Annotated in this window: 23 protein-coding genes; 14 read left to right on the forward strand and 9 right to left on the reverse strand. The window is 68.2% G+C overall.

The annotated features are described in order from the left end of the window. Positions 1-8: 8 nt before the first annotated feature. Together HPA01S_RS08300 and HPA01S_RS08305 are read left to right on the forward strand one after the other, a co-directional pair. Positions 9-728 carry a hypothetical protein gene (locus tag HPA01S_RS08300; RefSeq protein ID WP_066268708.1) on the forward strand — a complete coding sequence of 240 codons (720 nt, stop codon included), beginning with the start codon at positions 9-11 and terminating at the stop codon, positions 726-728. Beyond that, on the forward strand, positions 718-1,122 hold the full coding sequence (locus tag HPA01S_RS08305; RefSeq protein WP_157084931.1) for a hypothetical protein: 405 nt from the start codon (positions 718-720) through the stop codon (positions 1,120-1,122). The genes HPA01S_RS08300 and HPA01S_RS08305 overlap by 11 nt, the downstream gene beginning before the upstream one ends. A 210-nt stretch (positions 1,123-1,332) precedes the next feature. On the opposite strand, the gene HPA01S_RS08310 is transcribed toward HPA01S_RS08305, so the two are convergent. Next, positions 1,333-2,658 carry an MFS transporter gene (locus HPA01S_RS08310; RefSeq protein WP_281192930.1) on the reverse strand — a complete coding sequence of 442 codons (1,326 nt, stop codon included), beginning with the start codon at positions 2,656-2,658 and terminating at the stop codon, positions 1,333-1,335. Between HPA01S_RS08310 and HPA01S_RS08315 the strand changes: the two genes are divergently transcribed. The 5 genes from HPA01S_RS08315 to HPA01S_RS08335 all read left to right on the forward strand — a co-directional run bounded on the left by HPA01S_RS08315 (position 2,623) and on the right by HPA01S_RS08335 (position 8,231). Further along, on the forward strand, positions 2,623-3,429 hold the full coding sequence (locus HPA01S_RS08315) for an AraC family transcriptional regulator (protein WP_066268715.1): 807 nt from the start codon (positions 2,623-2,625) through the stop codon (positions 3,427-3,429). The two genes, HPA01S_RS08310 and HPA01S_RS08315, sit on opposite strands and share 36 nt — an antisense overlap. Before the next feature lie 260 nt (positions 3,430-3,689). Next, entirely contained in the window at positions 3,690-5,129 is a 1,440-nt protein-coding gene (locus tag HPA01S_RS08320; protein WP_066268720.1) for a circularly permuted type 2 ATP-grasp protein, read from the forward strand. Between the two features lie 14 nt (positions 5,130-5,143). Beyond that, complete coding sequence (locus tag HPA01S_RS08325; RefSeq protein ID WP_066268724.1) at positions 5,144-6,103, forward strand: alpha-E domain-containing protein; 960 nt, start codon at positions 5,144-5,146, stop codon at positions 6,101-6,103. Between the two features lie 176 nt (positions 6,104-6,279). Further along, positions 6,280-7,179: a hypothetical protein gene (locus tag HPA01S_RS08330; RefSeq protein ID WP_157084932.1), complete on the forward strand. Its 900-nt coding sequence runs from the start codon at positions 6,280-6,282 to the stop codon at positions 7,177-7,179. 140 nt (positions 7,180-7,319) lie between these two features. Beyond that, positions 7,320-8,231, forward strand: a complete 912-nt coding sequence (locus HPA01S_RS08335; RefSeq protein WP_066268770.1) for a glutaminase — start codon at positions 7,320-7,322, stop codon at positions 8,229-8,231. A gap of 34 nt (positions 8,232-8,265) precedes the next feature. Here the strand turns inward: HPA01S_RS08335 and mltB are convergent, their stop codons facing one another. From mltB to HPA01S_RS08355, 4 genes are all read right to left on the reverse strand, one after another. After that, positions 8,266-9,408 (reverse strand): lytic murein transglycosylase B, encoded by a 1,143-nt coding sequence (mltB, locus tag HPA01S_RS08340; RefSeq protein ID WP_370670984.1) that lies wholly within the window; start codon positions 9,406-9,408, stop codon positions 8,266-8,268. Beyond that, the gene (locus HPA01S_RS08345; protein WP_066268728.1) at positions 9,405-11,426 is read right to left on the reverse strand and encodes a transglutaminase TgpA family protein; all 2,022 of its coding nucleotides are present in this window, start codon (positions 11,424-11,426) and stop codon (positions 9,405-9,407) included. Before HPA01S_RS08345 ends, mltB begins: the two co-directional genes overlap by 4 nt. A 113-nt stretch (positions 11,427-11,539) precedes the next feature. Next, positions 11,540-12,553 (reverse strand): DUF58 domain-containing protein, encoded by a 1,014-nt coding sequence (locus HPA01S_RS08350; protein ID WP_066268729.1) that lies wholly within the window; start codon positions 12,551-12,553, stop codon positions 11,540-11,542. 50 nt (positions 12,554-12,603) lie between these two features. After that, entirely contained in the window at positions 12,604-13,524 is a 921-nt protein-coding gene (locus tag HPA01S_RS08355) for an AAA family ATPase (protein ID WP_066268773.1), read from the reverse strand. A gap of 25 nt (positions 13,525-13,549) precedes the next feature. Between HPA01S_RS08355 and HPA01S_RS08360 the strand changes: the two genes are divergently transcribed. The 6 genes from HPA01S_RS08360 to HPA01S_RS08385 all read left to right on the forward strand — a co-directional run bounded on the left by HPA01S_RS08360 (position 13,550) and on the right by HPA01S_RS08385 (position 19,012). Further along, complete coding sequence (locus HPA01S_RS08360) at positions 13,550-14,503, forward strand: histone deacetylase family protein (protein WP_066268731.1); 954 nt, start codon at positions 13,550-13,552, stop codon at positions 14,501-14,503. A gap of 35 nt (positions 14,504-14,538) precedes the next feature. Beyond that, entirely contained in the window at positions 14,539-15,348 is an 810-nt protein-coding gene (locus HPA01S_RS08365) for an enoyl-CoA hydratase (protein ID WP_066268733.1), read from the forward strand. A gap of 39 nt (positions 15,349-15,387) precedes the next feature. Further along, on the forward strand, positions 15,388-16,725 hold the full coding sequence (locus HPA01S_RS08370; RefSeq protein ID WP_066268734.1) for a mechanosensitive ion channel family protein: 1,338 nt from the start codon (positions 15,388-15,390) through the stop codon (positions 16,723-16,725). 196 nt (positions 16,726-16,921) lie between these two features. Then, on the forward strand, positions 16,922-17,416 hold the full coding sequence (locus tag HPA01S_RS08375; protein WP_066268735.1) for a DUF2753 family protein: 495 nt from the start codon (positions 16,922-16,924) through the stop codon (positions 17,414-17,416). A gap of 50 nt (positions 17,417-17,466) precedes the next feature. Next, positions 17,467-18,090: a superoxide dismutase gene (locus tag HPA01S_RS08380; RefSeq protein ID WP_066268737.1), complete on the forward strand. Its 624-nt coding sequence runs from the start codon at positions 17,467-17,469 to the stop codon at positions 18,088-18,090. Between the two features lie 52 nt (positions 18,091-18,142). After that, positions 18,143-19,012, forward strand: a complete 870-nt coding sequence (locus HPA01S_RS08385) for a ZIP family metal transporter (protein WP_174525286.1) — start codon at positions 18,143-18,145, stop codon at positions 19,010-19,012. Between the two features lie 42 nt (positions 19,013-19,054). Here HPA01S_RS08385 and HPA01S_RS08390 read toward each other — a convergent pair whose 3' ends face one another. From HPA01S_RS08390 to HPA01S_RS08405, 4 genes are all read right to left on the reverse strand, one after another. Beyond that, on the reverse strand, positions 19,055-19,618 hold the full coding sequence (locus HPA01S_RS08390) for a hypothetical protein (RefSeq protein WP_066268741.1): 564 nt from the start codon (positions 19,616-19,618) through the stop codon (positions 19,055-19,057). Between the two features lie 243 nt (positions 19,619-19,861). Then, positions 19,862-22,252 carry a CHASE2 domain-containing protein gene (locus HPA01S_RS08395; protein ID WP_084360553.1) on the reverse strand — a complete coding sequence of 797 codons (2,391 nt, stop codon included), beginning with the start codon at positions 22,250-22,252 and terminating at the stop codon, positions 19,862-19,864. Between the two features lie 10 nt (positions 22,253-22,262). Next, positions 22,263-23,990: a FecR family protein gene (locus tag HPA01S_RS08400; RefSeq protein WP_066268743.1), complete on the reverse strand. Its 1,728-nt coding sequence runs from the start codon at positions 23,988-23,990 to the stop codon at positions 22,263-22,265. 2 nt (positions 23,991-23,992) lie between these two features. After that, complete coding sequence (locus HPA01S_RS08405; RefSeq protein ID WP_066268745.1) at positions 23,993-24,703, reverse strand: response regulator transcription factor; 711 nt, start codon at positions 24,701-24,703, stop codon at positions 23,993-23,995. 20 nt (positions 24,704-24,723) lie between these two features. Here HPA01S_RS08405 and HPA01S_RS23455 point away from each other — a divergent pair. Next, positions 24,724-25,026, forward strand: a 303-nt coding sequence (locus tag HPA01S_RS23455; RefSeq protein ID WP_218005330.1) for a hypothetical protein, incomplete at its 3' end; no start/stop codon positions are given.

Below are 25,026 nucleotides of genomic sequence, written 5' to 3' on the forward strand. Positions count from 1 at the left end.
CGGTCGGCGTGGTGTTCAGCCAGGGCACCTATGAGTTCACTCGCGACAACGCCGACAGGGACACCGTCGTCGGCTACAAGGTCACGACTCCCGACGGCAGTGAGTCCTACGACACGCTCGTCTTGCGCACCAGCAGCAGTGCAGACGGAAAGCTTCGAATGATTGGAAACCAGTACCGTTTTCCAGGCCGTGTCGCGGCCTACCAGCAGCGGCGCAACTTCATCAGTCTGGGCCAGGAAGCCTATGACTACTTCAGCACGGGTTATGCGCTGGACGTGAACAACCGTCAGCGCTCGGGCAACCTCGGTCCGGTGTTCAATCGCGTCGTCGTGACCACGCCCAGCGGCTCGGTCCTCACGCTGCAGCCCAGCGGCAACTCCAGTTTCCTGGGCCTGGTCAAGCCAGGTGGGGTGGTCACCGGAACCAGCTTCGTTCGCTTGCGCAGCGAGTATGTGGACGGCAGCACGTCCCGCCCGCGCCCCCGCACCGTGGACCCCTCGCTCTTCTTTGTGGCGGATCCGGACCGCACGGAAGCCACTCTGGCCAATGCCGGGTCGCAGGGAACCTGGCGGTTCGATTACTACCTCAACTTCGACGATCCGGCCACTCCTCAGGACGGCACCACGGTGCACCGAGGTGCAGTACTACAAGAGCCGCGCTCGCGCCCTCACCATCGCCGAACTCCGCACCCAGGGGCTTGCGCAGTTGGTGCCGGCCATGGTCGCTGACATGCGCTCGGGCACCGAGCCTTCAGGCGTGCAGGACGCGGGGCAGAATGTGTTTGTGCAGGGTGACACCGGCGACATCGTCACGGACAACGGCGGTCCTGGCTGGAGTGTCGGTGCGGGCCAATTGCCCCCCACGCAGATCACCTTGTTTGGGCGGTCGCCGCGCACGGGCAGCAACGCCAACTTCACCGATTCCGTCGATGTGCGATCGACCGCGCGCCAGGCCATCGTCCCTTGCTCGGTGCAGAGCGTGACGGACGACCACTGCTTCAATAGGGGTTCCAGCTACGCCGAGGGGACGCGTCTCACGGGTCTGCATCTCTTCGCACGTGACATGGCAGGACGTGAGTACGCCAACTTCTACGCGATGTATCAGCTCAACGTCGCTCCGTAAAAGTTTCTCGAGGCGCCGGGATTGGCCTGCGCTCCGTCTGCGGATGCACAGAGCCCAATCCCCGCGTTGCCGAGGTGACAGGCCGGCGCCCAACCTTGAACAGCAATGTTTAACGGTGGGCGTTTTTTTCGACCGGAGCAGGGACGGTTCAGGTTCTGGCTTCAACTTGCCGGGTGAACACTGGGCGGCTGCCGGTCCACAAGCGCCAGCTCAAGCCCCCATCTGCGTGTTCCGGCCTGCCAGCGTGCCAACGAAAGCGGCCAGCAGCGCAAGGGCCGCGCAAATGCCGAGGGGTATCTGCCAACCACCGAGTGCGTCGTGAAGGAAACCCATCGCCAGCGGTCCAACCGCCGCGAGCAGGTAGCCGATGCACTGGGCCATACCGGACAGCGATGCCGCCTGCGAGGCCGTGCGGGAACGCAGCCCGATGAAAGCAAGACCGAGCATGAAGTGCGCTCCAGCGCCGACGCCGAACAGGACGGCCCACATCAGGGCGTACGCCGGCGCGAGCTGAAGCCCGATGAGTGCGACTCCTGAGAGCGCGGCGACGGTCGCCGCGGCAAGGCGCTGGTCGTGCAAGCGCCGAAGCAAAGGGCCCAGCAGCAGGCCAGGCACTGCGGTGGACAGTTGCAGCGCGCCATGCAGCGACCCCGCCTGCTCGGGCGACAGCCCCATGTCGGTCAGGATGGTCGGCAGCCAGCCGATGACGACGTAGTAGATGGTCGAATTGAGGCCGAGGTACAAGGTCACCTGCCATGCAAGCGCGGCGTGCCACACCTTGCCGCCGTGCGGCGGCGTGGTCGTGTCCGGTGCGGGTTTCGTGCGGGCAGCGAGCTGCGGCAACCAGACCAGAAGCGCCGCCAAGGGCAGGACGAGGAAGGCCATGAGCGCCGCCTTCCACCCCCAGGCCGAGGCCAGCGGAACCACGGCTGCCGAAGCCAGTGCCGCCACCACGCCCATTGCGAGCGCAAAAGCGCCGGTCACTGCGGGGATGTTGTGCGGGAATTCGCGTTTCACCAGGCTCGGGAGCAACACGTTGCCGACGGCGATGCCCATGCCGGTCACCCACGTGCCGACATAGAGCGCCCAGCTGGCGCCTGAAGAGCGCAGCGCAATGCCGAGCGCCACGGTGAGCATCGCTCCGAACAGCGCGCGCTCCAGCCCATACTCGCGCGCGAACAGGGCACTGAACGGAGAGAGGATCGCAAAGGCCAGCAGGGGCAGGGCGGTGAGCGCACCTGCGGCGGTCGTGCTGAGGTCGAAGTCGGCGCGCACCAGGCTGAGTACCGGCGGCAAACCGGTCACGGGGGCGCGCAAGTTGGCGGCAATGAGCAGGATGCCTGCGAGCAGCGCAAATTGCGTCGTGCGGCGTTTTGTGGTCAGTAGGGTCATGATGTCCTCGATGTGGATCAGGACTCTATGGCCAGGGTGCTTCGTCGCGGTAGAGAAAGAATGACAATTAATCGCTGAAAAATGCCAAAAAACAGTCCACTGGCCGACATGCTCCGCCGCTTCGACACCGATGCCGACCATCATCCGGCGGTCGCTCTGAGGCTTGACGTGACCGAGAACGACGCCGAGCAGCCGATTCACTTTCATCGCAAGGGCCAACTTGTGATGGCGGCGCGCGGGGGCGTGACGTGCGAGGTGCCCAGGGGGATGTGGATGGTGCCGCCGCGGCATGCGGTCTGGATTCCGGGCGGCATGCCGCACAGCAACCGGGCCACGGAGAATGCCGAAATCTACTTTCTCTTCGTGGAGCCGGACGCGGCATCGATGCCGAGCAACTGCTGCACCCTCGCGATAAGCCCGATGGTGAGCGAGCTGGTGAAGTACTTGGCGCAGCAGGGCCTGGCCTTTCAGTCGGATGGGCCGACGGCGCGCCTCGCCGCCGTCCTGCTCGAACAGTTGGCCACGGCCCCGGTTGAGCGGCTTCACGTTCCGATGTCCGGCAACCCGAAGCTCCGGCGCATGGCCAGGGCGCTGGGGAAAGACCCGGCGGACCGGACCACCTTGCCGCAGTGGGCGGACAAGCTGGCCGTCAGTGAGCGGACGTTGGCGCGGTTGGTGTTGCGCGAAACCGGGCTGACGTTCGGCCGCTGGCGCCAGCAGCACCAGCTGGTCGTTGCGGTGCGCCTTCTGACAGAGGGCGCGGCCGTGCAGGATGTGGCGGGGGCATTGGGATATGAGTCCGTTACAGCTTTCATCACCATGTTCAAGAAGGCGCTGGGCAAGCCGCCCGCGCAGTATTTCGCCGCCGTTCAAGCTTCAAGGTCTTCTGTTCCACGCACGCCAGCCGACCGGTGAACCCGAGCTTCGAAGGGCGGGCTCGCGCAGCGGTGGCCCGTTCCCAACGTTGGCAAGAGGTCGAAAACAAACCGCTCTTGAGCAAGCGTGCGGCTCTGCCCAGGCCGTTCTCAGGGCTTCTATCGGCACGAGAGGTGTACAAAAGCGTTGTGCGTGGTTTGAAACCGGGCCATGCAAGCCGCCGGCGTGGAGCGCGCCGGGCAGCCTGCTCGTAAACCCTGGCCCGGTCCTTGCTATGCTGTGACCAGGAGAAACAGCCCATGAGCCGACCGATGTTTGACGAAATGAACGCCTCGCCCAGCGAGGTCCGGGCCCACTATCTCAACTACGCCCGCTGGCTCGCCCAGCAGCCCGACGAGGTGATGGCGGCGAGGAAGGAGGAGGCGGAGATGATCTTCCGCCGCGTCGGCATCACCTTTGCGGTGTACGGCGCCAAGGACGAGGACGGCTCGGGCACCGAGCGCCTGATCCCGTTCGACCTGATCCCGCGGGTGATTCCCGCCCACGAGTGGCGCAGCATGGAAGAGGGCCTGGTGCAGCGCGTGACCGCGCTCAACCGCTTCATCCACGACGTGTACCACGACCAGGAGATCATCAAGGCCGGCATCATCCCGGCCGACCAGATCTTCCAGAACGCGCAGTTCCGCCCCGAGATGATGGGCGTGGACGTGCCGCACAACATCTACTCGCACATCTCCGGCATCGACATCGTGCGCGCACCCAATGCCGACGGCGTGGGCGAGTACTACGTGCTGGAAGACAACCTGCGTGTGCCCAGCGGCGTGAGCTACATGCTGGAAGACCGCAAGATGATGATGCGGCTGTTCCCCGAGCTGTTCGGCGAGAACCGCGTGGCCCCCGTGGCCCACTACCCCGACCTGCTGCTGGAGACCCTGCGCGAGGTCAGCCCCGCCACCACGGCCGAACCCACGGTGGTGGTGCTCACGCCCGGCATGTACAACAGCGCCTACTTCGAGCACGCCTTCCTGGCGCAGCAGATGGGCGTGGAGCTGGTGGAAGGGCAAGACCTGTTCGTGAAGGACAACTTCGTCTACATGCGCACCACGCGCGGCCCCAAGCGGGTCGACGTGATCTACCGCCGTGTCGACGACGACTTCCTCGACCCTTCCGTGTTCCGGCCCACCTCCACCTTGGGCTGCGAAGGCCTGCTGGGCGTTTACCGCAGCGGCAACGTGGCCATCTGCAACGCGGTGGGTACCGGCGTGGCCGACGACAAGTCGATCTACCCCTACGTGCCCAAGATGATCGAGTTCTACCTCGGGCAGAAGCCGGTGCTGAACAACGTGCCCACCTTCATGGGCCGCGACGCCGAAGACCTCAAGTACATCATGGCCCACATGAAGGACCTGGTGGTGAAGGAGGTGCACGGTGCCGGCGGTTACGGCATGCTGGTCGGGCCGGCCTCCACCCAGGCCGAGATCGAAGATTTCCGCAAGGCCGTGGCGGCCAACCCGGGCGGCTACATCGCGCAGCCCACGCTCTCGCTCTCCACCTGCCCCACTTATGTGCAGAGTGGTGTGGCACCGCGCCATATTGATCTGCGGCCTTTCGTGCTCAGCGGCAAGGAGGTGCAGATGGTGCCGGGCGGACTGACCCGCGTGGCGCTCAAGGAAGGTTCGCTGGTGGTCAACTCGTCGCAGGGCGGGGGCACCAAGGACACCTGGATACTCGAAGACTGAAAGAGAACACCATCATGCTGTCACGCACCGCCGACCACCTGTTCTGGATGTCCCGCTACACCGAGCGCGCGGAGAACACCGCGCGCATGCTCGACGTCAACTACCAGACCTCGCTGCTGCCGCAATCCGCCGCCGTGGCGCAGGTGGGCTGGGAGGGCTTGCTGGTCATCAGCGAGCTGATGCCTTCCTACACGCAGAAGTACGGCCAGGAAATCACGCCGCGCAACGTGCTCGACTTCATGGTGCGCGACGAGACCAACCCGTCCAGCATCCTCACCTGCCTGAAGGCCGCACGCGAAAACGCACGTGCCGTGCGCGGTGCGCTCACCACCGAGTTCTGGGAAACGCAGAACCAGACCTGGCTCGAACTCACGCGCATGCTCAAGAGCAAGAACTTCGAGCGCGACCCGGCCGAATTTTTCGAGTGGGTCAAGTTCCGCTCGCACCTCTCGCGTGGCGTGGCCATCGGCACCATGCTGCAGGACGAGGCCTTCCACTTCTACCGCATGGGCACCTTTCTGGAGCGTGCCGACAACACCGCGCGCCTGCTGGACGTGAAGTTCCACGCCGTGCACAGCGACTTCTTCGGCGCCGCCAGCGAGCTCGACCAGGAGTACGACTTCTATCACTGGAGCGCGATCCTGCGCAGCGTGAGCGGCTTCGAGGTCTACCGCAAGGTGTACCGCGATGTCATCACGCCCGAGCGCGTGGCCGAGCTGCTGATCCTGCGTGCCGACATGCCACGCAGCCTGGCCGCCAGCCTCAACGAGGTGGTGAACAACCTCACCGTGGTGTCCAACGACCACAGCGGCGAAACCCTGCGCCGCGCAGGCAAGCTCAAGGCCGACCTGCAGTACGCGCGCATCGACGAGATCCTCTCCACCGGCCTGCATGCTTTCCTGACACAGTTCCTGGATCGCGTGAACGAACTGGGCGGGCGCATCAGCCAGGACTTCCTCGTTCCCTCGCACTGACGCGGCGGCCGAGGGGCTGCACCGCGGGCGAAAAAACCGGGCGAGCAACCGAAAAAATCACGGACGGGGCGGCCGCGCAGGCCGGCCGCCGGTCGAATGCACCTATCCTGACGTGTCGGGCCGGGTGTGGGCGGTGATGCGCCACGCCTGCCCGGCGCGACAACCACGGAGGCTCAATGGCCAGCGATCTCGACACGGTAAGGGTGCTGCGCGCCCTGTTCAACGACATGCCTCGTGCACCCCAAGGTCTTTCCCAGGAAGAGACCATGGCCTGGGTGCAGCAGTCGATGACCGAGTACGAGGGTGGCGACATGGCCTACATGATCGAGCACATCACGCGCAACTCGATGCTCGACATCGTGCTGCGCCTGCGCGAAGACGGTTACCTGAAAGACGACGCCACGTTTGCCGACACCCTGGACCTGCTGGCCACGCCCGACGGCCGCAAGAGCTTCATGGACCGCTGCATCCAGGCGCAGAAGAGCGCCGACGCCACCTCGCGCCTGATCAACCGCGCCAAGCGCGAATGGACCGACCCCCTGCCGCTGTTCAGCTCCGACCCCGGCATGCTGGCCCGCTTCGTGCGCGGTGAACTCTCCGGCCCCGGCCCGCTGTACGCCGAGTTCAAGGCGCGCGAGGACGTGCGCGAGATCGGCGTGTTCGAGCAGGCGCCCGATGGCATCCACGAGTTCTCCTGGGGCTTCGTGGTGGAAGACGAAGGCGCCTGGCTCTTCTACGTCGCCGACGTCTGGCGCCGCGGCACCGTGGGCTGCTTCGACCGTTTCTTCAGCGCCTGGCATCAGGCCATGGCCGCGGGAGCGGCGGCGTTTTCCGCCAGCGAGGCACCCGCCGACGGCGAGCACGACGCCCACCCGCTCGTGCCGACTTGCCTGCAGATGGACGACGGCATCGCCACCTTCAGCAGCCTCGCGCTGCAAACCAGCGGCCCGATGTGCGACTCGGAAACGCGCCGCTGGATCGGCGAGGTGTTCATCGACCACATGCTGCCGACCATGGCCGCGCGCGTGGTGGACCCGAACTACGACTTCCCGCTGCCGAGCCCAGCCACGCATTGAGCAGCGCCGGCCCGCCGCACGTGCGCGGGTTCAAGGCCACGAACCTGCTTGCGGCATCAACACAGGCTGCGCCATTGCGCGATCCAACCTGAGCAGGGGCCACATCCTGCCGTGTGCGTGCACTGCCCGACAATGGCGCCATGCAGTTCCAGCCCATTCTTGAAGACATCGTCCACACGCTGCGCCCCCAGCTCGGTGCGCAGGGCCAGGTGGCCAGCTACATCCCCGCATTGGCGCGGGTGCCGGTGGTGCAATTCGGCATTGCGCTGCGCACCTGCGACGGGCAGGAGGCACACGCCGGCGACAGCACCACACCGTTCTCGATCCAGAGCATCTCCAAACTCTTCGCCCTGGTCATGGGCATGCGCGCCATGGGCGAAGGCCTGTGGGAGCGCATCGGCCGCGAACCCTCGGGCAACCCGTTCAACTCCCTGGTGCAACTGGAGTCCGAGCAGGGCACACCGCGCAACCCCTTCATCAACGCCGGCGCCATCGCCGTCACCGACCGCCTGCTCAGCCACGGCGATCCCAAGGCGTCGATGCTGGAACTGGTGACCAGCCTGTGCAACGAGCCGGTGCACTTCGACGAAGAGGTGGCGGCCTCGGAAGCCGCCACCGGCTTTCGCAACATCGCGCTGGCCAACTTCATGAAGAGCTTCGGCAAGATCGACAACGACGTTGCCCCCGTGCTCGACGCCTACTTCCACCACTGCGCGGTGAGCATGTCCTGCCTGCAACTCGCGCGCGCCACGGGCTTGCTGTGCCGCGACGGCCGGCACCCGTTCAACGGCGAGCCGCTGCTGACGGAACGCCAGACGCGCCGCATCAACGCCTTGATGCTGACCTGCGGCACCTACGACGCGGCGGGCGAGTTCGCCTTCCGCATCGGCCTGCCCTGCAAGAGCGGCGTGGGCGGCGGCATCGTGGCGGTGGTACCCGACCAGCTGAGCCTGTGCGTGTGGTCGCCGGCGCTCGATGCCACCGGCAACTCCCTGCTGGGCATGCAGGCGCTGGAAATGTTCACGGCGCGGACGGGTCTGTCGGTGTTCTGACGCGCCCCGGGGTTGGGCGGACGGGGCGCCTCGGTCAGTTGCCGTTGGCCATCTGTGCCTTGATCGTCTCGCCCAGTTCGATCACCGCCAGCGCGTAGTAACTGCTCCAGTTGTAGCGCGTCACCACGTAGAAGTTTTCCGTGCCGGCCACATAGCTGGACGGTGCTCCCGCGTTCTCCAGTTCCACCAGCGCCAGCTTGCCGGTGTGCGCCAGGGCCGGGCCTTCCAGCACCGCACCTTTGGCGGTGAAGCTGGCCACGCCGAAGCTGGGCAGGATGTCGGGGGCGAGCAGGGTCTCGAAGTCTTCCTTGCTCTGGTTCGGGTCGAAGCGCACCGGGTAGTGCGTGGGCATGCCCCGCTGCCAGCCGAATTCCTTGAAGTAGTTGGCCACCGAACCGATCACGTCGGCCTGGCTGTTGAACAGGTCCACCTTGCCGTCGGCGTCGAAGTCGATGGCGTACTTCACCCAGCTGCTGGGCATGAACTGCGGCCAGCCCATGGCGCCGGCGTAGCTGCCAAGGTAACTCTGCGGATCAGTCGCGGTGCGTTCGGCCAGGCTCAGGAACTGCTCAAGTTCGCTGCGGAAGAACTCGGTGCGTGCGGCCGCGCGCGGGTGGTTGGTCGGGAAGTCGAAGGCCAGGGTGGTCAGCGCGTCGAGCACGCGGAAGTTGCCGGTGTGCTGGCCGTACAGGCTTTCCACGCCGATCACGCCCACGATCAGGCTGGCCGGCACGCCGTACTCGGCTTCGGCGCGTGCCAGGGCCTCGCGGTTGTTTTCCCAGAAGCGCTGGCCGGCGCGCAGGCGCACCGGTTCGATGAAACGCGCGCGGTAGGCGGCCCAGTTCTTGGGCGTGCCGCTGGGCGCCGGCTGCATCAGGCGGATGACGCTGGGAATGCGTTGTGCCGCGCCGATCTGCTGGCGCACCCAGGCGGGGTTGAGGTCGCGGCGCTGCGCCAGGTCGTCCGCAAACGCCATGGCGGCAGCGCTATGTGAGTAGCTGTGGGCCGCTGCCTTGGCGGCGGCGGGGGCCGTCCAACGTGTCTTGGCGGGTGATTGCGCCAGTGCGTTGCCGGCGCACAGCGCGGTGGCCAGTGTGAGCAGGGCCGACGCAACTGCAAGGGCGATGGGAGAAGCGCTGGCGCGTCGGGCGCGGATGGAGGAGGCGATGGTGTTCAACGGGGCTCTTTTCTGGGCCAGGTGAGTTGGCGGAACTGGCGTTGCAGCGTGGCCAGGGTGGGCGTGCCGGCGTGGCCCGGTCGGGCGTAACGCTGGGCTTCGAGTTGCAGCAGCCATTGTGCAATGCCCTGGGCGGCGGGCGTGGTGCCCCAGCGGCCTTGCACACGTCGGGCGAGTTCACGCGGCGGGGTGTGGTCGGCGCTGTCGAGGCCGAGCGCGGCCAGGCGCGCTCGCGCGCGCTGCAGCAGGCGCAGCCACGGGTCGTGCTGTTGGCGCTCCCAGAGCGTCCAGGCGGCGCCGAGCAGGCTGACGAACACCACCACGCCGATCAGCACATAGGCCAGGTCGGTCCAGCTCGGGGTCTTGAAGCCCAGGCCTTTCAGCAGGTCGAGCTGGCGGCCCTGGGTGTAGTTCAGCACCCACTGGTTCCAGCTGTTGTTGACGGCCTCCCAGGCCGCCCGCACCCGCGCGGCGAGGTTGGGGTCGAGGGTGCGCAACGCGCCGGCCAACGCGCCCTCGGGAGCGCCGAGGCGCTGCAGCGAGCCGATGCGCCCGGGTGAGACGGCGGAGGTCGGGTCGACACGCACCCAGCCCTGGCCGGCTTGCCAGACCTCGGCCCAGGCGTGGGCGTCGCGCTGGCGCACCGTCCAGTAGCCGTCCACGCCGTTGCGTTCTCCGCCCTGGTAGCCGGTGACGATGCGCGCCGGGATGTCGAGCGCGCGCATCAGGATGACGAAGCTGCTGGCGATGTGTTCGCAGAAGCCTTCGCGGCGGTCGAACCAGAACTCGTCGGCCGTGTGCTGGCCGTACACGCCAGGCTCCAGCGTGTAGGTGTAGCCGCCGGTGCGCAGGCGCTCCAGGGCGGCGTTGACCAGTCGCGGCGTGGCCCCGGGCCCGCTGCCGTGTTCGCGCCGCAGTTGCACGGCCAGTTCCAGCGTGCGCGGGTTGTAGCCGGCCGGCAGCTGCACGTGGTCTTGCAGTGCCAGCACCGCCTCGCGAGGGCCGTGGCGGAACGTGGTGTGGCTGACCGCGCTGTAGCGCAGCAGGCTGCTCACCGGCCGTTCGGTGAGCCACTGCAGCTCGTTCGTCATGCGCACCCGCATGCCGGGCACCTCGGGCACCTGTTCGGCGGCTTCCAGCAGGAACAGCCAGGGGCGCCGGTTCGGCTCCATGGTGATGGCGTAACGCACTGCCTCACCCGACACGGCCAGCTCGCTGCCCAGCGCCTGCGCAGGCGGGAAGCCGGAACGCAGGGGCCGCCACTCGACGCCGTCGAAGGCGCTGAGCACCGGGCCGCGGAAGTACAGCTCGGCCTGGGGTGGTGGCGTGTCGTCTTCGAAGCGCACCCGGAAAGCGATGCTGTCGTCCAGCACCAGCTCGGCGATCTGGCCCACGCGCATGCTGGCCGAGAGGCCGCTGCGCCCGCGGTCTTCGCCCGGTGTGCCCCACAGCGGCGAGAGGCGCGGGAACAGCAGGAACAGCACCAGCATGATGGGCGCGCCCATGGCGGCCATGCCGGCGGCGATGCGCGCGGCCTGCGCCAGCGAGGGCCGGCCCACCGGCATGTGGGCGTTGACCAGCCCGGTCAACAGGCCCAGCAACGCGATCAGGATGCCCGCCGCCGTCAGCAGCGACTGCGAATAGAAGAAGTGCGTGAGCAGGGTGAAGAAGCCGAGGAAGAAGATCACGAAGGCGTCGCGGCGGGCGCGCATCTCCAGCGTCTTCAGCGTCAGCAGCATCACCACCAGCGTGACCCCGGCGTCCTTGCCGAGCACCGTGCCGTGCGTGCCCCAGGTGCCCGCCAGCGTGAGCAAAAGCAGGCCAAGCCGCCACGGCCAGGCAGGCAGCGGCAGGCCACGCAGCGCCAGCACCGCGCGCCAGGCCAGCACGCTCACCGCCAGCGCGCTGCACCACCACGGCACGTGCGCCACCTGCATCAACACCACCCAGGCCACCACGGCGAGCAGGAAGAGCGTGTCGCGCGTGTCGCGTGGAGGGGCGGCAACCCACGCTGTCAAACCACCGGGCCGGCGCGACGGGATTGAGTCCAGAGCAGCCGCGGAACCGGCTTTGCCGGGCCGCAAGCTGCGCCCCCCTTCAGGGGGGACACGCGGAGCGTGGCGGGGGGTGTTCATACCACCGCCATCGCTTCCAGACAGCGCGCCCGGTGCACCGCACCCTGGTCGGGTGCGATTTCGCGGCCGGGCAGGCGCAGGCCGTAGTCCAGGCCGAGCCGGTCCGCCATCAGCACCCAGGCGGTCAGGCGCGAGAGGCGCGCTTCCAGGTCGCCCGCACCGCACTGCGCATGGTCGAGCCAGAGCTGCTGGTGCTGGGTGGACAGCGCGTCGCGGCTCACCAGCTCGTCGCGCCCGCCGGCAAAGGCCTGGGCGGCTTTTTTCCAGACCACGGCCTTGATCGGGTCGCCCCGGCGGTAGGCGCGCACGCCGTCGAACTCGCCCGTGCTCTGCACGCGCGCGCTGCCGGAGCGGCCGGGCTGCGGCTCACCCGGCGGCAGCGGTGGCGGCTGGCTCTCGGGTTCGGGGTAGACCAGCACCGTGCTGGCCGGGCGCCACACCGTCCAGACGCGGAAAGTGCCGAGCGGAAACAGCGTGAGCGCAGTGAGCGCGGGCAGGGCATGCAGGCCGCGCCCGGGCACCGGCCAGCTCACCTGCAGCGTGGTGCTGCCTTGTGCGGGCACGTCGGTCCAGGCCAGCGGGGCGTGCGCCGGGTCGACGCCGATCACGCCCATGCCGATGCCGTAGCGCACACGCCGGCGCTCGCTCGACAGGCGGATGTCCAGCGCGGCGGCCTGGCCGGCGTGCACCGGCTCGGGCGGGTTCAGGTGCAGGGTGGTGCCACGCAGGTTGCCGTGGCACACGTGCATGCCGACCACTGCGCAGCCGGCCAGCAGAAAGGTGAGCAGGTAACCGAGGTTGAGCTGGTAGTTGATGCTGGCCACCAGCAGCAGGATCAGCGTGAGTGCCAGCATCCAGCCGGCCCGCGTGGGCAGGATGTAGACGTTGCGCTGGGTGAGGGTGAGCGTGTCGCGGCGCGGCAGGCGGTTGTGCCACCAGGCTTGCAGTCGGGCGCGCGGATGCCCCCATCCAGAGGTGCCGAGGAACCGGCTTTGCCGGGCCTCAGGCACCGCCCCCCTCTCAGGGGGGACGCGCGGAGCGCGGCGGGGGGTGCTCGCACTCACGGCAACGGCACGGCTTCCAGCAAGGCACGCACCTGCTCCACCGGACCGCGCCCGGCGTCGCGCACCGGCGTGAGGCGGTGGGCCACGGTCTGCGGCAGCACGGCGGCGATGTCGTCGGGCGCCACGTAGTCGCGCCCGCTCAGGTAGGCCTGGGCCTTGGCCGAACGCACCACGGCCAGCGCGGCGCGTGGCGACAGGCCTTGTGCAAACCAGCGCCCGCTGCGCGTGGCGGCCACGATGTCCTGCAGGTAATCCAGCACCGGCTCGGCGGTGTGCACCTGGCTCACGGTGTGCTGCAGGTCGACCAGGTCGGCCGGCGTGAGCGCGGGCGGCAGCTGTTCGAGCATGTCGCGCCGGTCCTGGCTGCGCAGCAGCTCGCGCTCGGCGGCGCGGTCCGGGTAGCCGATGGACAGGCGCATGTGGAAGCGGTCCAGCTGCGACTCGGGCAGGGCGTAGGTGCCGAGCTGGTCGTGCGGGTTCTGCGTGGCGATCACGAAGAAGGGCTCGGGCAGCAGACGCGTTTCGCCTTCCACCGTGACCTGTTTTTCTTCCATCGCTTCGAGCAGGGCGCTCTGCGTCTTGGGGCTGGCGCGGTTGATCTCGTCGGCCAGCAGCACCTGGGAGAACACCGGGCCCGGGTGGAAGACAAAGTCTTCACGGCCGCGTTCGTAGATCGACACGCCGATCAGGTCGCTGGGCATCAGGTCGGCGGTGAACTGCACGCGTGAAAACTGCAGGCCGAAGGAGCGTGCCAGGGCGTGCGCCAGCGTGGTCTTGCCGACGCCGGGCACGTCTTCGATCAGCAGGTGGCCGCCCGCCAGCAGGCAGGCCACGCAGTCCGAAACCTGCTGCGATTTGCCCACGATCACCGTGTTAAGCTGGCTCAGCAGCAGTTGGATTCTTGTGTCGGCTTGCATGCCGCGAACCATACCGTAAAACCCCATGAGCCAAGCCACCGGGTATTTCACCCACCGGGATTGTTGGAGACACGAGATGGGCGCCGGACACCCGGAATGCCCGGATCGGCTCGATGCCATCGAAGACCGCCTGCTCATCAGCGGCCTGGAGATCGCGCTGGAGCGCCGCGAAGCCACCGCCGCCGCCATTGCCGACCTCGAACTCGCCCACGGTCGCATGCACCTGGCGGCCCTGCGCGGCCTGAGCGACCAGCTGCGCGACGACATGGCCGCCGGCGGCCCGAGCCACGCGCAGGTGGACCCCGACACCTCCATCAACACCCACAGCTGGGACGCGATCCTGATGGCCGCGGGCGCCGCCATCGATGCCACCGACGCGGTGATCGCCGGTGAACTCGCCAACGCCTTCTGCGCCGTGCGCCCGCCGGGCCACCACGCCACGCGCAACCAGGCCATGGGCTTTTGCTTCGTCAACAACGTGGCGGTGGCCGCCAAGTACGCGCTGGAGCGCCATGGCCTCAAGCGCGTGGCCATCGTGGACTTCGACGTGCACCACGGCAACGGCACCGAGGACATCGTGGCCGGCGACGAGCGCATCCTGATGTGCAGCTTCTACCAGCACCCGTTCTACCCGCAGTGCGAGCACTCCACCGCGAGCAACCTCGTCAACCTGCCGGTGCCGGCCTATACCAAGGGCATGGACATCCGCGAACTGGTCGACATGATGTGGCTGCCGCGGCTGGACGCGCACAAGCCACAGATGATCTTCATCAGCGCCGGCTTCGACGCGCACCGCGAAGACGACATGGCGCAGATGGGCCTGGTCGAGCAGGACTACGCCTGGATCACCGAGCGCATCAAGGAAGTGGCGCAGCGCCATGCCAAGGGCCGCATCGTGAGCTGCCTGGAAGGTGGTTACGCCTTGAGCGCACTCGCGCGCAGTGTCGAAGCGCACCTGCGGGTATTGGCCGGCGTCTGAACGCATGGGCCGTGTGGTCATCCCATAATGTTCCGATGACCGAGACCGCCCACACCCCATCTCCCGCCGCCGACGCCGTGCTGTTGTGCGCGCGCGATGCGCGTGGCGTGCACACGCTCACGCTGAACACGCCGCGCAGTTTCAACGTCCTGTCCGAAGCCATGCTGGCGGCGCTGCAGTCCGCGCTGGACCACGTGGCCGCCGACCCGCAGGCGCGGCTGGTGGTGATCGCCGCCGAAGGCCGCGCTTTCTGCGCCGGCCACGACCTCAAGCAGATGAAGGCGCAACCCGAACTGGCCTACTACCAGGCGCTGTTTGCGCAGTGCTCGCGCGTGATGCTGAGCATCCGCGCGCTGGAGGTGCCGGTGATCGCGCGTGTGCAGGGCCTGGCCACCGCCGCCGGTTGCCAGCTGGTTGCGCAGTGCGACCTGGCGGTGGCCAGCGACAGCGCCACATTCGGTGTCAACGGCATCGACGTCGGCCTGTTCTGCGCCACGCCGGGTGTGGCGCTCTCGCGCAACATCCTGCCCAAGCAGGCGATGGAGATGCTGCTCACCGGTGACTTCATTTCGGCCGACGAGGCGCGTGTGCGTGGGCTTGTCAACCGCGTGGTGGCGGCCGACGCGCTGGACGCCGAGCTGCAAACCCTGGTGGAGCGCATCCTGGGCAAACCCCGCGAAGCCCTGGCCATGGGCAAGGCGCTGTTCTACCGCCAGCTGGAGACCGACATGGCGTCGGCCTACGGGCTGGCGGGCGAGAGCATGGCCTGCAACATGGCGCACGCTGTGGCGCAGGAAGGTGTGCAGGCCTTCATCGACAAACGCCCACCGTCCTGGCGCGCCTGATCCTTTCTTCGTTTTATTTTTTCCCTTTCTTCCTCTCCCATGAATCCTCAGGCGCATCCGAAACCCATTGACGACTTCGGCCTCTGGCTCGCTGGATTCACCCAACCCACGGTGCTGGTCGAGCTGGCCGCGCTGGCGATCTGCGTCGGGCTGGCCTGGGTCATCAGCGGTGCGCTGCGCAAGGCCTTGCGCATGGAGGACGACAGGAAGTCGGTGCTGTTCGGCCGGCGCCTGATCGACGGCGCGATGTTCCCGCTGCTGCTGCTGCTGCTCGCCTATGTGGCGCGCGCCATCGTCATCGCGTTCATGCCGCTGGCCGCGTTCAAGGTCGCCATTCCGGTGCTGGTGGCGCTGGTGGTGATCCGCGTCGGGGTGAAGGTGTTGCAGGCGGCTTTCACCACCGCACCCTGGGTGAAGGCGCTGGAGCGCACCATCTCGTGGGTGGCCTGGGCGGCCATGGTGCTGTGGGTCAGTGGCCTGCTGCCGGTGGTGCTGGCCGAGATGGACGACATCTCCTGGAAGCTCGGCTCGAGCACGCTGAGCCTGCGCACCCTGGTGGAAGGTTTCATCACCGCCGGTGCGGTGATGATCCTGGCGCTGTGGGTGTCGTCGGCCATCGAGTCCCGCCTGCTGCGCACGGCCACGGGTGGCGACCTGTCCATGCGCAAGGCGGTGAGCAATGCCACGCGCGCCTTGCTGCTGTTCGTGGGCCTGATCATCGCGCTGACGTCGGTGGGTATCGACCTGACGGCGCTCTCGGTGTTCAGCGGTGCGATCGGTGTGGGCGTGGGTTTTGGTCTGCAGAAGCTGGCCTCCAACTACGTCAGCGGCTTCGTGATCCTGGCCGAGCGGCGCCTGCGCATCGGCGACAACGTGAAGGTGGACAGCTTCGAGGGCCGCATCCTCGACATCAACACCCGCTACAGCGTGATCCGCTCGCCCGCAGGGCGCGAGTCCATCGTGCCGAACGAGCTGATGGTGATCAACCGGGTGGAGAACTTCACGGGCGCGCTCACGCGGGTCTGGCAGACCTCGGTGGTGTCGGTCGCCTACGACAGCGACGTGGAGCAGGTGAGCGGGCTGCTGCTCAAAGCCGTGGACGAGCAGGCCGCGGCGCTGAAAGAGCCCGCGCCGCAGGCATCGCTGTCGGCCTTCGGCGCAGACGGGCTGGAGTTCACCGTCGGCTACTGGATCAATTCGGGCGACGGTGCCGAGCAGCTCAAACTGCGCTCGGCGATCAACCGCGCGATCCTGCAGGCCCTGCGTGAGAACGGCATTGAGATCCCGTACCCGCAACGCGTGCTGCACACCGTGAGCAGCCCGGCCGAAGCGGGCCGCACCGACAGCGCTGCGCCACTGCCGCCGGTTGCCGACTGAGCGGCGGCCGCTGCGCCCGATGGCGCAGCCTGGCCTGCCCGTTTCCATCCGCCCCTTCTGACCGCCCCGACCCTTCGATGCTTGAGGGCATCGAGGCAGGGCTGTGCGCGCCCGGCTTTCTAGATGATAATGATTATCATTAAGAAATAAGCCGTCGCCCATCCGATGACGGCATGCACACAGGAAGGCGCCGCACATGAATCTCCGCACAGACCTGCAATCCGCTGGCGAGCCGGCCGGCCACCACAGCCCGCCTTCGCTGCAGCAATGGCAGCGTGAGATGCGGCGCGGGCAGGGCGCGGCCTTGCAGGGCCAGTTGCTGCTGGCGCTGGCCAGTTACCAGCAGGCGGTGGCGCTGGCGCGTTCGCTGGTGGCCGACCCACCCGACGGGCAGGCCGACGATTGCGTCGCGGCTCTGGTGGTCGCGCACCTGAACCTGGCCGACGTGCTGGCCGACGCCGGCAGCGTTGAGCTTGCCGCCGTGCAGCGTTGCCATGTGCACGAGGTCTTGATGCAGTTGCTGCAGTCGGGCGAGACCACCCACGACGAGCTGCAGCGCGCGGCCTTGCGCCACAGCCGCGAAACCCATGCCTGCCTGATGCTGCATCTGTCCGAGCACGGCAGCGACCCGGCCATCCTGCGCGCCTTGCGCAAGGGTTGCATGGCGCTGGCCGTCGGCCCCGTGCACTGAAGCCCCGCCGGATTTCCACCGCTTTCTGTTACCCGAAGGATGTTCTGACCATGTCCCATACCTTGCCCACCCTGAGCTACGCCTACGACGCGCTGGAGCCGCACATCGACGCGCAGACCATGGAGATCCACCACACGCGCCACCACCAGACCTATGTGAACAACCTGAACGCCGCGCTCGAGGGCACGGAGTACCAGGCACTGCCGGTGGAAGCGCTGGTGGCGCAGGTGCAGTCGCTGCCCGAGAAGCTGCAGGCGCCGGTGCGCAACAACGGCGGCGGCCACGCCAACCACAGCCTGTTCTGGACCGTGATGTCACCCGGTGGTGGCGGCGAGCCAGAGGGCGATGTGGCGCGCGCCATCGACACCGAGCTGGGTGGCTTCGAGGCCTTCAAGAAGGCCTTCACCCAGGCCGCGCTGACGCGCTTTGGCAGCGGCTGGGCCTGGCTCTGCGTGAACCGCCAGGGTGCTCTGGTGGTGGAGAGCAGCGGCAACCAGGACAGCCCGCTGATGGTGGGCATCGGTTCCGGCAACACACCGGTGCTCGGCCTCGATGTCTGGGAGCACGCCTACTACCTCAAGTACCAGAACCGCCGGCCGGAGTACATCGCCGCGTTCTACAACGTGGTCGACTGGCAAGAGGTGGGCCGCCGCTACGCCGCGGCCCGGGCCTGAGGCCGCGGCGCACAAGGGAGTGAACATGAACGGCGAAGACACCTGGCCCGTGATGACCGCAGGCCGCTGGCGCAAGGCGGTGGGTGCGCTCATCCTGCTGGCGGGCGTGGTGGCGCTGGCTTCGCAGTTCGCCGCTTACCTGGCGACGCAGCCGCGTGTGTCACTGGCCTGGCAGGCCGGGCTGATGGCCGCGTTTGCGACCGCGCTGGGCACGCTGCCGGTGCTGTTCTCGCAACGCCTGTCCGAGCGCACGCAGGACACGCTGTTCGGTTTCGGCGCCGGTGTGATGCTGGCCGCGTGTTCCTTCTCGCTCATCATCCCGGGCCTGGCCGCGGCGCGCAACGCGGGGGCGGGCACCTGGGAGGCCGCCGGCATCATCGGTGCTTCCATCCTGCTCGGGGGGGCGGTGCTGCTGCTGATGGAGCGGCTGTTGCCGCACGAGCACTTCATCAAGGGCGTGGAAGGGCAGAGCTCGCGCACGCTGCGCCGCACCTGGTTGTTCGTGTTCGCCATCGCGCTGCACAACGTGCCCGAAGGCCTGGCCATCGGCGTGGCCTTCGGCGGTGACGACCCTTTGCGCGCCAGTGCGCTGGCCGCCGGCATCGCGATCCAGGACGTGCCCGAAGGCCTGGTGGTGGCCGCGGCGCTGCTGGCCGCGGGTTACCGGCGCTGGCTGGCCGTGGGCCTGGGCGTGGCGTCCGGCCTGGTTGAACCGGTGGGCGCGGTGCTGGGTGCGGCGGTGGTCAGCCACAGCGCGGGCCTGCTGCCCTGGGGGCTGGGTTTTGCGGCCGGTGCCATGCTGTTCGTGATCAGCCACGAGATCATTCCCGAGTCGCACCGCAAGGGCCACGAGGCCTGGGCCACCGGTGGCCTGATGCTGGGCTTCGTGCTGATGATGATGCTGGACTCTTCGCTCGGCTGACGCCGGCCTGCCGCAAGCCGTTCAAGTGGCCTGGCGGCCGGTTCAGTCCGTCGAATCCAGCACCACCATCGGCCTTGGGTCGGGGCCGCGCAGTGCGGGCGCAGGGCCCGGCAGGGTTTCCATCATGCGTGCACCGGCCGCGAGCTGCTGGTGGGCGGGCAGCTGGCGCAGGTTGCCGAACAGGCGCGTGGCGTTGTCGGGCGCGTTGACCGCCCGCGAGGCCAGGTACCACAGGCGGAACAGGTGCGCTTCGTCGGACAGCGGCACCTTGTAGACCAGGTTCATCACGGCGGCAAACAGGTAGTCGGCGGCGCTGTCTTCCGGCGCCTTGACATGGGTGGGCGTGCCATGGTCACTCTGCCAGACCGGGCTGTTGACCAGGCGGTGCAGGCGGCGGGCACGGCCCAGGCCGCGGTCGAGTTGCAGCGCCACGTCCCAGGTGCGGACCGGGTCGTCCAGGCCGGTGAAGGCGGCGGTGGTGCGTGCCAGCTCCATCGCCAGTGCGCGGGCGCGGTCCGGGTCCCGGCGGCTGAACATCAGGCGTGCGGTGCGGCCCACCAGGCGCATGGTGGTGGCCTGGCGGTCAAAGCCTTGTGGGATGCTCATGCTGCAGGTCTCGTCACGGGCCCCGGTACGCCGCAGCGGCACCACTGAAAGACGGCCTGCCGGCGCGTTGGCGCACGCGCTTGCAAGCAAGGAGCGGTTGTCGCGGCGTGTGGTGAGGCTGTTCATGGTGGGCTGGGTGTCGGGTCAATGACTGCAGGGTAGCCAGCCGCCGCCATGGGCACAAACGCTTTAACAGTCGCTTAACAGAGCCGCGCGTTGAAACGTCGATTCCTGCGCAGGGCGTCAGGGTGCTGGGATGTCGATCGTGACGGGTTCCACGCTGGCGGCGAGCGTGAACTGGAAGGTGGCGCCGTGGCCGGGCTCGCTGTTCACCTCGATGCGCCCGCCATGGCGCTCGACGACCGTGCGCACGAACACCAGGCCCAGGCCGACACCGCGCGTGCGGCTTTGCGCCGGATCGAGGCGCGCGAACTGCTGGAACAGGCGTTCCTGCTGCGCTTCGCTCATGCCCGGCCCGTCGTCGGTGATGCACAGTTGCCAGCCCGCCGCGGTGGGCTCCAGGGCGCACAGCACCTCGGTGTGTTCGGGGCTGTACTTCACCGCATTGCCCAGCAGGTTGCTGATGGCGCGGGTGAGTAGGCCGCGGTCGGCCTCGCAGAGCGCCGGCGAGCCGGGCCGCTGCACCAGGATGCCAACCTGCCGGGCCTGGGCCTGCGGCCACACCTCGTCGACCGCGTCGTCCAGCAGGTCGGTGAGGTCCACCGTCTGCATGCGGTAGGCCGTGGACTCGGCGCGCGCCAGTTGCACGAACTCTTCGGCCAGGTCCAGCGTGCGGCGCGCGTATCGCTCGATGCGCTCCAACGTCTCGGGCGGCATGGCCTGTGCCGGGTTCAGGCGCTGCACGGCAAGCAGCGCCAGGATGGAGGCCTGCGGCGAACGCATGTCGTGCGAGATGAAGCGCAGCGCCACATCGCGCTGGCGTTCGGCTTCGCGGATCGGGGTGATGTCGACCAGGCTGGCGATCCAGCTGGTGGCCTGGCCGTCGGTGTTGAAGCAGGGTACGAAGCGCACCAGCAGGTCACGCCCCGTGCCGTCGCGTGCCTCCAGTCCCCAGGGTTGCGGCGCCTGCTGGAGCTGCGCGGTTTCGAACACCGGGGTCTGCGTGCCGGCGCGCCGCACGTCCTGCAGCAGCTCGGCCAGCGGGCGGCCTTGCAACGCGTCGATCTGCTGGCGCTGGAAGTAGCCGTGGGCGGCTTCGTTGGCCATCAGCACCAGGCCGCGCGCGTCAGTGATCAGCGTGGCGTCGGGCACGCTGTTGAGGGTTTCGCTGACGAACTGGTGCAGGTTGCGCAATTGTTCGGAGGCATTCTGCAAGGCGTGGATGTGGCGGTCCAGCAGGTCGCCGCTGCGCGCCGCGGGCAGCATGGTGGGCAGATCGCGGCGCGTCTCCATGCGCCGGAACTCGGCCAGCAGGTAGTTCATGGCGGTGCGCAGGCGGCGCCACACCCACAGCGGGTAGGCCAGCAACACACCCAGCAGGCCGGCCGCGGGCGCGAACTGCAGGCCGAGCAGCGCGGGCGCCAGCGCGGCCGCACCGACCACCGCCACCAGCAAGCCGGCGCTGGCCAGCAGTGCCGAGGTTGGCGTCAACAGCAGCACGGCCAGCAGGGCCAGCACCACCGGCAGCGTGCAGAACAGCGCGTTCTGCCAGGCGCTGGCGCGCTCCAGCCGGTGGTCGAGCAGCAGCGCGTTGAGCACGTTGGCTGCGATCTCCACGCCCGGCATCAGCTCGGCCTGGCCCGAGCGCGGCGTGGCGTAGGCGTCGCCCATGCCGGCGGCGCTGGCGCCCACCAGCACGAACTTGCCGGCCAGCTGCTCGGGCGGCACCAGGCCTTTGAGCACATCGACGTAGGACACCCTGGGCATGTGGCCCGGCGGGCCGGCGAAGGGAATCTGCATCCAGTGGTCGCGCTGCCAGGCGCCGGCGCTTTGCGGCGGCGGTGCGCGTTCGCCGGGCAGCGGCGTGGGCAGGCTGGCACCACCGACGCGCAGCAGGGCCAGCGCAAACTGGTCCCACCAGCGCTCGCCGTCGCCCTCGCGCAGAAAACTGCTGCGCACGATGCCGTCGTTGTCGATCTCCAGGTGCACATGGCCGATGGCCGCGGCTGCCGCAGCGAGTGCGGGTGCCGGGTCGGTGCGCCTGAGCTGGCCGGTGCCCTGGGCGTCCAGCAGCATCAGCGGCAACACCACCTTGCCGTTGCGGGCGATGGCGTTGGCCAGCAGCGTGTCGTCGGGCGCGTCCTCCGGGCCCGGTTCGACCATGATCAGGTCCAGGCCCACGGCACGCGGCCCGGCGGCGTTGATGCGGTCGAGCAGGCTGGCGTGCACCGCGCGCCGCCAGGGCCAGCGCCCGATCTCGGCCAGGCTCTTGTCGTCGATCGCCACGATCACGATGTCGGGCGAGACACTGTGCTGGCTCAGGCGCGAGAGCTGGTCATTGAGTGTGAGGTCCAGGTGCTCCAGGCTGCGCGACACCACCAGTGCGACCACGCAGGCCAGCAGCACACATGTCAACAGGCCCCATTCGAGCCAGCGCTGGGTGGGCCGCCGTTGCGCGCGTCCCGTTGGCGGTGTGCCAGACGACGGGGCGGCGTTGCGGGGGCGCGTGGTCACGGGCAGCGGCTCAGCGCGTGCCGGTCCGTACCGGCTGGCCGTCGAAGCTGGTCAGCGGCTGTTCGCTGCTGGTGCTGATCTGCTCGTGCACCTCCAGCCGTTGCGCCGAAGACCAGGCGCCTTGCAGACCATCGGGGTCGATCTGCCGCACCCGCAGGTGGTAGGTGCCGGGTGGCGGCATGCTGCGGCGCCAGGCCGGCTCTTGCAGTTGCTGGTCATCCAGCAGGCGCGCAAACTTGTCGTCGTGTGCCAGCTGGATCTGGTGCCGCCACGGACCGCCCGGGCTGGCGCTCCAGGCCACGCCGAGCGAACGGCTGTCTTCGCTGCGCAGGCTGGGGGCTTCCGGTTGCGGGGGCAGTGGCACCACGTTGAAGGGCACTGCGGCGCTGAACGGGCCCTGGTCGCGTTGCCCCTGTGCATCGCGTGCCACCGAGGCCACGCGCCAGTGGTAGGCCCCCGGCGGCAGGTCGACCGCCTTGTGCCGGCATTGCGGCAGATCACCGGTCTGCGCCACCAGGTCCGTGAACGCGGCGTCGCGCGCGAGCTGGAAGCGGTAGCCCACGGCGTCCGATCCTTCGGTGCACAGCAGCTCGACCGCGTGCGCTGGCAGGCGGCTGCCGGCCCGGGGCTCACGCAGCAGCGGCGCCTGCGGGCGGGCATTGACCACCAGCGTGCGTTGCGCCTCGATGCCAGGAATGCCCTGGGCGTCGAGTGCGCGCACCGCGAGCTGGTATTCGCCGTCTTCCAGGCCAGCGAAACGCGCCAGCGGCTGCGTGAAGCGGCCGTTGCGCAGCACCTGTTCGGATGCCGCGTCGCGCGCGATGCGCACCTGCCAGGCCACGGCGCCGGTGTCCTGTGCCAGCGGCACTTCGACCCAGGCGATGTCTTCGAGCACCGCCGGCACGCGCGAGAGGTCGGGTGCGGCGAGCAGCGGCACCACGCCGATGGCCGTGCCGGCCGCGCCCACGCGCGTGCCTTCGCCCGCACGCACCATGGCTGCTGCACCGGCGCCCGGGCGGGCGTGTTGTGCCTGCACGTGGATGGCGCCCTGGCGCACATCACCGATGAAGTCACCCTGCGGGCCTACCGCCACGCCGAAGGTGGTGCCGCGCACACCGCCGATGGCGCGCGGCGTGTGCACCTCGAAACGGCTGCGTGACGCAGCGGGCAGCGGTGACACCGTGGCGTCGATGCGGCCACGTTCGAGCTGGATGGTGGACTGCACCTGGCCCGATGCTGGTGCGTGGCGCAGTTCGCGCAGCTGTGCACTCGAGCCGGCGGCCAGGCGCAGCAGCGAACCGTCGGCCAGCCGCAGCGTCACGAAGCCGTCGTCGCCGACCTCGATCTGTGCACCTTCATTCACCTTTGCACCGATGGCCAGCGGCTCGGCCGCGGTCTGTGCGGCCGTGCGCACGCTGGCCTGGCCGGCCACGTGCAGCACCTCTGCCGAAGCGGGCGCGGGCCGCGCCAGCGCGGCGGGAATCACCAGCTGGCTGCCGGGCCTCAGGCGGCGCGGGTGGCTCACGTGATTGAAGCGTTGCAGCTCGGGCCACTGCCGCGGATCGTCCAGGTAACGTTGTGCGATGTCGTGCAGGTTGTCGCCCGGTTGCACGGTGTGCACCAGGTCTTGCTGCGCCAGCACGGGCGCGCACAGGCAGAGCCCGGCGATGGCCAGGGACAGGGTCAGCAGGCGTTGCCTGGAATGTGGGGCAGGGCGGGGCAATGGGTGGCGGTTCATGTTCAGGTGGCGGTGCCCGGGCGCGCAGGGCCCAGGTCTTCCAGGCGGTAGCCGTGGCTGTAAATGGAGACCAGCTTGTAGCCGGTTTCCGCACGCAGGCGCAGCTTGCTGCGCACGTGCGACATGTAGACGTCGAGTGAGCGTGAGGAGATGTCCGCGCCGATGCCCCACACGGCTTCGATCAGGTGGGCGCGCGAGAGCAGACGGCCAAGGTTGCGGAACATGATGAGTGCGAGGTCGAATTCCTTGTTGCTCAACGTGGTCACGGCCTCGCCGTTGATCCACACCCCCCGGTCCTGCGCCAGGAAGCGGTAAGGCCCCCATGTCACTTCCTGCGCGGGCGGCAGATGGCCACCACGGCGCAGCAAGGCCATCAGGCGCGCACTGAGTTCACCCACGCGCGAGGACTTGACCATGTAATCGTCTGCGCCGCAGAGCAGGCCTTCGATGATGTCGCGCTCGTCGCTGCGGTTGGTCACCATCAGGATCGGCACCGGCGCCACCGCCATGTTGCGGATGGTGCGGATCAGGTCCGGACCGGCGATGTCGGGCAGTTCCCAATCGATGATGAAGAGATCGAAAGTTTCCTTGGGCAGCAGGCGCAACAGGGCTTGCGCGTTTTCGAAGCGGTGGCAGTCATGCCCCATGGACACAACCACGGCCTTGACCAGATCCAGTTGTGCAAGGTCGTCATCAACGGCGGCTATGCGCATGTGGCTTCAAAAGATAAGGCATGGGTCCCCTGACAGATGTTTGGGCGAATATATCGGCGGATGCGCGGGCGCGCAGCCCCTTTGACAATCAATTAAGAAATCGCCGTGAACCGGAGCATACCGGTAGGGGTTTCAAAAGCCGCTTCCCTGATGGCAATTTCGCGCCTAAAATGCGGAAAAAGCACGATCGTTCTTTTATGTGGGCATGGCCCGCGGCGAGAGCGCCGGACCACGATTCGGCAAAAGCATCGGCATACAATCTCCAGATTGACGTGCACGTCAATTTGGCACGCCAGTTTTCCAAATCATCAGGAGCATCCCAA

Origin of the sequence: Hydrogenophaga palleronii NBRC 102513 (genome assembly GCF_001571225.1) — a bacterium.
In the GTDB taxonomy this organism is placed as follows: Bacteria; Pseudomonadota; Gammaproteobacteria; order Burkholderiales; family Burkholderiaceae_C; genus Hydrogenophaga; species Hydrogenophaga palleronii.

Bases quoted from the DNA above. Each gene is read 5' to 3' on its own strand.
- HPA01S_RS08305 (WP_157084931.1), top strand. From the start codon at position 718: ATGGTCGCTGACATGCGCTCGGGCACCGAGCCTTCAGGCGTGCAGGAC.
- HPA01S_RS08315 (WP_066268715.1), top strand. From the start codon at position 2,623: ATGCTCCGCCGCTTCGACACCGATGCCGACCATCATCCGGCGGTCGCT.
- HPA01S_RS08310 (WP_281192930.1), bottom strand. From the start codon at position 2,658: ATGATGGTCGGCATCGGTGTCGAAGCGGCGGAGCATGTCGGCCAGTGG.
- HPA01S_RS08320 (WP_066268720.1), top strand. From the start codon at position 3,690: ATGAGCCGACCGATGTTTGACGAAATGAACGCCTCGCCCAGCGAGGTC.
- HPA01S_RS08325 (WP_066268724.1), top strand. From the start codon at position 5,144: ATGCTGTCACGCACCGCCGACCACCTGTTCTGGATGTCCCGCTACACC.
- HPA01S_RS08330 (WP_157084932.1), top strand. From the start codon at position 6,280: ATGGCCAGCGATCTCGACACGGTAAGGGTGCTGCGCGCCCTGTTCAAC.
- HPA01S_RS08335 (WP_066268770.1), top strand. From the start codon at position 7,320: ATGCAGTTCCAGCCCATTCTTGAAGACATCGTCCACACGCTGCGCCCC.
- HPA01S_RS08355 (WP_066268773.1), bottom strand. From the start codon at position 13,524: ATGCAAGCCGACACAAGAATCCAACTGCTGCTGAGCCAGCTTAACACG.
- HPA01S_RS08360 (WP_066268731.1), top strand. From the start codon at position 13,550: ATGAGCCAAGCCACCGGGTATTTCACCCACCGGGATTGTTGGAGACAC.
- HPA01S_RS08365 (WP_066268733.1), top strand. From the start codon at position 14,539: ATGACCGAGACCGCCCACACCCCATCTCCCGCCGCCGACGCCGTGCTG.
- HPA01S_RS08370 (WP_066268734.1), top strand. From the start codon at position 15,388: ATGAATCCTCAGGCGCATCCGAAACCCATTGACGACTTCGGCCTCTGG.
- HPA01S_RS08375 (WP_066268735.1), top strand. From the start codon at position 16,922: ATGAATCTCCGCACAGACCTGCAATCCGCTGGCGAGCCGGCCGGCCAC.
- HPA01S_RS08380 (WP_066268737.1), top strand. From the start codon at position 17,467: ATGTCCCATACCTTGCCCACCCTGAGCTACGCCTACGACGCGCTGGAG.
- HPA01S_RS08385 (WP_174525286.1), top strand. From the start codon at position 18,143: ATGACCGCAGGCCGCTGGCGCAAGGCGGTGGGTGCGCTCATCCTGCTG.
- HPA01S_RS08390 (WP_066268741.1), bottom strand. From the start codon at position 19,618: ATGAGCATCCCACAAGGCTTTGACCGCCAGGCCACCACCATGCGCCTG.
- HPA01S_RS08400 (WP_066268743.1), bottom strand. From the start codon at position 23,990: ATGAACCGCCACCCATTGCCCCGCCCTGCCCCACATTCCAGGCAACGC.
- HPA01S_RS08405 (WP_066268745.1), bottom strand. From the start codon at position 24,703: ATGCGCATAGCCGCCGTTGATGACGACCTTGCACAACTGGATCTGGTC.